General features: G+C 48.7%; 3 protein-coding genes and 1 pseudogene. All 4 read right to left on the bottom strand.

From position 1 onward, the window contains the following. Positions 1–206 (bottom strand): helix-turn-helix domain-containing protein (locus tag Q0991_RS15135; protein ID WP_299489664.1); only part of this gene is annotated, 206 nt, incomplete at its 3' end. A 363-nt stretch (positions 207–569) separates the two neighbouring features. Next, positions 570–3,347, bottom strand: a complete 2,778-nt coding sequence (locus Q0991_RS15130) for a calcium-binding protein (protein ID WP_299489662.1) — start codon at positions 3,345–3,347, stop codon at positions 570–572. A 380-nt stretch (positions 3,348–3,727) separates the two neighbouring features. Beyond that, positions 3,728–6,472, bottom strand: a complete 2,745-nt coding sequence (locus Q0991_RS15125; protein ID WP_299489660.1) for a hybrid sensor histidine kinase/response regulator — start codon at positions 6,470–6,472, stop codon at positions 3,728–3,730. A gap of 95 nt (positions 6,473–6,567) precedes the next feature. Next, positions 6,568–6,813, bottom strand: a pseudogene (locus tag Q0991_RS15120) (response regulator); the annotation flags it as partial. Positions 6,814–6,825: the final 12 nt, after the last annotated feature.

Raw genomic sequence — 6,825 nt, 5'->3', positions numbered from 1 at the left:
CCATCGCGGTTATATTCCCTGACGATCTCTCGGGCGTAATCGTAATTGAGACCCACTACTTGGGCTGCATGGGTCAGCGTTGTTTGGTCACTAACGAGCCATAACAGATGCCAGCGGCGGGATTCTACTGGGTCATGGCTGACTCGATAGCGGGCCTTCAGCTCCTCAGTAGAAAAATGAGGTTTGAGATGCAGTTTTCTTGGCATTCCTTAGTGTTGCACTATATCAGGGGTATATAAATCGGATTTAGTATTAGAGCTGTCCAAGGCGATTATCCATAACCCCGTTGTCAATGATGCGCTCCAGTATGGGTCGCTGGTGTGCTTTTTCAGTGGAGCGGAGCAAGTGTCATTGGCCTAAGACGTGTTGCCTTTTACTGGAATGTCAGTAGAGGCAATAACGGGAAGGAAGACGCGGGGTGATACTGGGAATGCGATCACAGTTTGGCCAACCGTGATCGCTCTTTTATACAGTCATTGCTAGGGAATGAACATTCAAACAATTAGTGGGTACTGCCTGGTATATTGCGTTTCCAATGCGGTGGTCAACACCCACCCGCTCCCTTGGGATTAGACCAAGTCAACATGTTCGTCGGTGACGAAAGTATTCACATCCACACCGGTAAGCTGTGCAATTTTTCTGTTGTTCACTCGTAAGAAACTGTCATTGCCAAGCTGAACTAAATGGTGATCGTTAATCCCAATACCGAAGACAGAAGCATCAATCTGAATGTGATCGAATTCATCCACACTGAAGTCTTGGATAACATCGATACCTGATCTTTTGTTGAGGCCTGATACCGTGTTGTTGATGACGAAGGTGTCGGCACCACTGCCGCCATAGAGACGGTCAATGCCCTTGCCCCCGTTGAGTAAATCATCCCCACGACCACCCAGTAAAAGGTCTTTGTGCGTGCCGCCTAGCAGAGTGTCATTTCCAGCACCACCACTGAGAAGGTCGTCACCCGATCCTCCCGTGAGCCTATCATTGCCGTCACCTGTTGACAGCAAATCATCGCCGAGGCCAAGTGGTGTGTTGATGTGTGAGCTAGTGGTGAATTCGACACGACCCAGCACCCGATGAACGTTAGAGCTATCGACGTTTTCGATAGTCGCAATTCCCACGTTGCCTAACTGAAGCTTAAGGCCCGTAGCGGAGAGCATTCCATTCAAGTTCCGGGCTTTCGCATGACTAGTACCTAGGCTCTTATTGTCAATCAAGAGCACATCATTTTCTGCAAGGCTAAAGCCTCTGATCGTGTCGATGCCACCTTCAGTGGTATCTAACACAAAAGTATCTGCACCAGCATCGACGATTAGAGTATCGTTACCAGCAACAGCATCGCCGATTAGAGTATCGCTACCTGCACCACCAATGAGGGTATCATTTCCGCCACCACCGTCTAGGGTGTCATTTCCGTCACCACCAATGAGAGTATCATTCCCGCCGCCACCGTCTAGGGTGTCATTTCCGTCACCACCGTTAAAGACGTTGACTTCGTTATTTCCCGTGATGGTGTCGCCAAATTGACTACCAATGATACCCTCAATGCTGAAAAGCCTATCTATTGCTCCCCAAGCATCGGTGGCAGTGGAATATAAAGCACCCTCTTTTCCATCAATGGTTCGAATATTGTCAGAGGTCGCAGATGGGGCGGGATCCACAGGTCTATCTTTGGGGTCCATAGCTAAGAGATCTGCCTCTAAGAGATCATCATTTGAGAGATCCACAATGACTCCTCTGGCCTGGGTCTCGTTATCGTCACCTAGTCCACTTTCTGCCTCATAGGAAACAAAGTCAAAACCGTATCCACCGTAGTAATCGTCTGCTCCACCACCACCCGCTAGAATATCGTCCCCACCAAAACCGAATAGTTTATCTTTACCACCGTCGTCGTGTTGATCGTCGACAGCATAAGAAAAGAGTCTATCTGCATGCATCGTGCCGTATAGCTTCTCGGCTCCAGCACCCCCTGGTGCTATGGCATTTCCTCCATAAGCCCCCAGAATGAGGAAATCAGCACCTAAATCAGTGTTTGTAACTGTTGTGATACTAACGTTTGGATCGGTAGGATCGGTGCTTGCTGCAGCATTCGTGGCTTTGTAAGCGGCTCCCAATTTTGCTTGCAGATCACCCGCCTCAGTAGAGATAAGTCTCATCGCAGACCGTTGTACTGACTCAGCCACAAGCTTTGTGGTTAAATCATTTGCATCGTGAATGCCATACTCCCCAAAGTAATCCCCACTGATATCAATGTCGATGATAGCGGCGGTTGCTCCATCATTATGGTACTTGACGTAAATTTGTCCTCCATCGACTACGGTGTAGACATTGGAATCACCGCCATTAATAGGGATGATTAGCACATCTTCTTGGGGGTTAAAATCATGGATGCGGGCAGCATTTGGGGATTGAATATTACCAGGCACATAGGTTTCCACCTGAGTTTCTTCTCCTCCCATGCCAAAAAAACCGCCGATGGCTCTACCTGCAAGAGAAACAACTCCTTTACCAATTTTCCAAGCCGCTGATACACCTGGACCTGCAGCATCAATGGCAATACCCATAATGTCTGCAGCTGCTCCGGTGGCAAGACTCTGCCAACCATAGCCTTGAGTATTGGTAGTTTCAGTAGTGATAGTAGTAGAAAAGTTTTGGCCAAATACGAATGTATCTTGACCGCCGCCACCCCATGCATGATCTCCTTTGCCATTGGGAGACTCGATGTAGATCGTGTCGTTGCCATCATCATCGGAGGGAACTTCTTCATCACCATAAAGGAGATCAAAGCCATCACCACCGATCAGAATGTCATTATTCGCTCCGCCATAAAGCGTGTCATTTCCTCCAAGATATTCCTGTTGTTCGGTGTCCATGGCAGCACTCCCTACGATGAAATCATCACCGCCATTTCCATACAGAGTTTGTCCCTGCATTACAATTTCATAGGAATCAATTGGTGTGTGGTAACGGGGAGCGTCAAAGGGAAATGAGGGGAGAAGTAGTATTCCATCATTCGACTCCACAAGTTTCCCGTTAAGTTCCCCTGACATGTCCAACACGAGATTGAGACCATACACATCTACCAGACGGCTTTGAGTACCGGTAATTGTGTCATCTCCCTCTGAGCCTTGAACTGTTGTATAGTATCCAAAGTCAAACCAGATACTCTTACTATCATGCTTGTAATCTCCCACATAGGTAAATTCGCCATTAAAAGAATTTGTACTGTGGGCAGTCATATCATACGTTCCTAGACTGTAGGTACGTGTCTTGTGCTCATGGTAAGGCCACTTGCCGTCTTTTACTATTACTGTCTGGCCAACTTTATTGTGATCATTAAACATTGTTTGGCTTCCTTTTGAGAATACTTGCTTTAGCTGACTGTGGGATTTGATAACCTGCGCTGTTGAGCCCACTATCGTCAACTTTTCAATAAGGCGAAATACCGAAAAAGTTAGATTTAGTGATGAAAAAAGCCAGGTTCGAAAGACTTTCTTTCTTCTTGTGATCTAGTCTTTTTCAAGACGTGATTCAAATCACAAATCAGCATTATTCCAGTTGGTTTTCCCATCAAAAATGGATTTAAAACCTAATTAGTTGAAGTGAAATTAACGGGTTTTGTTTACGAGGCGTTACACAGCCGACCCCCCTTACTTTTTGCCTCCATTACTTCATTGATGGAGTTAGAAAAAGTAAGATTTTGTCAACTTGTACCGCAAATCTCTTATCCCGGCGCTCCATCCTCCACATACTGCGCCAGCATCCCCTTAATCTCATCCGTCTTCAGCTTCTTCGCCAACGCTAGCAGCGGCCTTACAAACCCCTCATACTCTGGGTTCGTCGCCATCAGCTGCTCCAACTGTCGGCGAACCATGCGAAAGTCCCCCGCATCCGCCGCGTTATACATTGATCGCAACCGCTCTCGGGACGGCAGGGTAATTGCCGCTGCGGGTGCAGAGGTAATGTCCTGAGGGGCCTCATTCCCCACATATTGCCACTCCAACCCTAGCTCACGCGCCAAAAGCTCAAACAGCTTGGCCGCATCAACGGGCTTTGGCAGCAGCGCATCTGCCCCTGCGGCCATCGCCAGTTCCTGTTCCTGCTTAGAAACATAGGCCGAAGACACAATCATTTTGGGGGGGCGTATGGGCAACTGTTGTACCTGCCGGAGCAACTCAAACCCATCCATCACGGGCATAGCCAAATCAGTAATCATGAGATGAAAGGGCTGCTGTTGGAGCACAGCCAGGGCCTGCTGCCCCTCCTCCGCTTCCACGATTTCAAAGCCAATGGGCTGCAAGAGACTGACCAAAACACTGCGGTTGTCCCAGCGGTCATCCACCACCAACACACGCCGCCGTTCACCGGCATAGCCAATAATAGCGTGGTTCTGTAGGGTACTGGGAGATAGCTCCCATTCGGTAGCCAATGGCACTTCGAGTTCAAAGCTAAATTGGCTGCCTTGTCCCACTGCGCTTTGCACTTCAATCTGTGAGCCCATCAATTGCACAAGTCGGCGGCTGATAGCGAGGCCGAGCCCGGTGCCTTCAGCTTGCTTTTGGCGATCGCCCACTTGCACAAAAGCATTAAATAGCTGATCCAGATGGGCTGGGGCAATGCCCACGCCGGTATCGGTTACCCCAAAACGCAGTCGCCGATAATCGGATCGGGTTACCTCAGCGACCGACACCTGCAAGGTCACGGTGCCCTGCTGGGTGAATTTAATGGCATTGCTCAACAGGTTGAACAGCACCTGTCGCAGCCGTTGTTCATCCAGTTCCACCCCCTCGGGCAACCCTGGGTCAACGGCATAGACAAACTCCAGTCCCTTTTGGGCGGCCCGCACCCGGCAGGCTTCGGCAACCCCCTGTAAGCAGGAGGTCAGATGGACGGGTTTGGGCATCAGGTCGAGTTTGCCCGCTTCAATCTTAGACAGGTCCAAAATGTCGTTAATCATGCCCAACAAATGGGTGCCACACTTATGGATGATGTGGACTTGCTGCTGCGCTTTATCGGAGATAGTGGGCGATCGCTCCAGCACCTGGGCATAGCCCAAAATGCCATTGAGGGGGGTGCGCAGTTCGTGGCTCATATTGGCAATAAACAGACTTTTGGCCTGGTTCGCCACTTCGGCTTTTTCTTTTGCGACTTTCAGCTCGGCGGTTCGTTGTTGCACCCGTTGATCCAGCTTTGCATTGTTGTCTTCTAAGGCTTGAAACGATTCTTGCAATTGTCTCGCCATGCTGTTGAAAGCGCTGCCGAGACTAGAGAGTTCATGGATGCCTTTAACCTCAATGGCTTGGTCCAGTTGCCCAGCCGCCAAGCTGTTGGAGGCGGTTTGTAAGCGTAAAATCGGCTGCAAAATCCAACGAGAGGTAAGGATGCCCAAAAAGGTAGCAATGCCCAATGCCCCCAGGCAAAGGGCCAGGGTCGTACGAATGTTGGCGTAGATTTGGGCCATAAAATCCGATTCAGGGATGACAATGGCAATCAGCCAATCTAAACCCAAATTGTCACGATAGGATTCAACCTTTAAGAAATATTGGCGACCCTCAATTTTATAGCGATCTTGAGTGAGGGAGTTGATATTCTCTAAGCTGCCAAAGCGATCGAAGAGATATTGAGTCGTTTGGCTCGTAAGGGTATTTTGACTGTCTAGGGCATTCAATCGCGCGACTGTTTTACCGTCGTCAGCGAGCCCATGGGGTATTTCTCCAGTAGAGGTGGCGACAATTTCGCCAGAGCGTTCGAAGATAAACACTTCCCCAGATTTAGCAATTTCAAGTGTGGCGAGATAATTACTGATATTCTCCAGTGACAGACTGGCTCCCACCACCCCTTCGAATTGTTGCGATGGGCCGTAAATCGGAGTTGTCAGATCGACGCTCATCGTATCCCCTTGAACCCAAACAAAAACAGGGCTCCATATCGCTTTGCCGGCCTCTTTGGGGGCTGTATACCAAGGACGGACATGGGGATCATACTTTTTTTCAAAAGCTTGTATCACTTGATCCGTAACGTTGCCATTGGCATCGACCCCAAAATATCGCAGGAACTTGTCTTCTAAGGAGTACAGTTCCATCACGATACCCACGTCCCGATATAGGATGTGCCGGTATTGCAAATCTTCAGTGGCAACATAGAGCCCTTTAATATCATCGTAGAGATTCAGGTGTCGCCACAGATAAAGATCCCAATTTCGATTGATTTGTTTGATATCCAGTTCTTGGGTTTGGACCGCTCGGGACAGGTTTTCAGCCACGATGCTCGTAGACCGTAAGTACTGATCAAGGCGTTCGGTAATGCGATTGCTAATCTCATTTTGGAGTTGATTCACCACATCTTCTACCGCTTGCTGACCGCTACGGAAGGAAAAATAACCGACCACTCCCACGGCAGCAAAAATTTGCACAACGAATGGAATGATGAGAACCCAACGGAGGGAAAGCGAAGGTGTTTTGGGGTTCATCTGATGATTCCTTCATGCTAAATTTGCCATCGGTTTTGTCAGTTTGAGATCCCTGGCAGAGTGGCGTTGCATCGTCATCAAATTTTTTAGTGCCAAATTTGCAGTTGATGCTTCATCCGAGCCATTAATTCAACGATCTGAATCGGCTTATTAATGTAATCACTGCCCCCCACAGAAAATGCCTTCACCTTATCCCAGGCTTCATCCAGGGCGCTGACAAAAATCACCGGAATTAATTTGGTTTTAGCATCTGATTTCAGTTGTTGACACACATCGTAGCCCTGCATATCGGGCATATTGATATCCAGCAGAATCAGATCCGGTAGCACCTTGCCTGCCACCCTTAACGCCTC

The sequence above is a fragment of the Acaryochloris sp. IP29b_bin.137 genome (assembly GCF_028285745.1).
In the GTDB taxonomy this organism is placed as follows: domain Bacteria; phylum Cyanobacteriota; class Cyanobacteriia; order Thermosynechococcales; family Thermosynechococcaceae; genus Acaryochloris.
The sequence above is the reverse complement of the archived record's forward strand: the minus strand, read 5'-3'. Positions and strand labels throughout refer to the sequence as shown.

What these genes read in the sequence shown, in the direction of transcription:
- Q0991_RS15130 (WP_299489662.1), bottom strand. Translation starts at nt 3,347, where the DNA reads ATGTTTAATGATCACAATAAAGTTGGCCAGACAGTAATAGTAAAAGAC.
- Q0991_RS15125 (WP_299489660.1), bottom strand. Translation starts at nt 6,472, where the DNA reads ATGAACCCCAAAACACCTTCGCTTTCCCTCCGTTGGGTTCTCATCATT.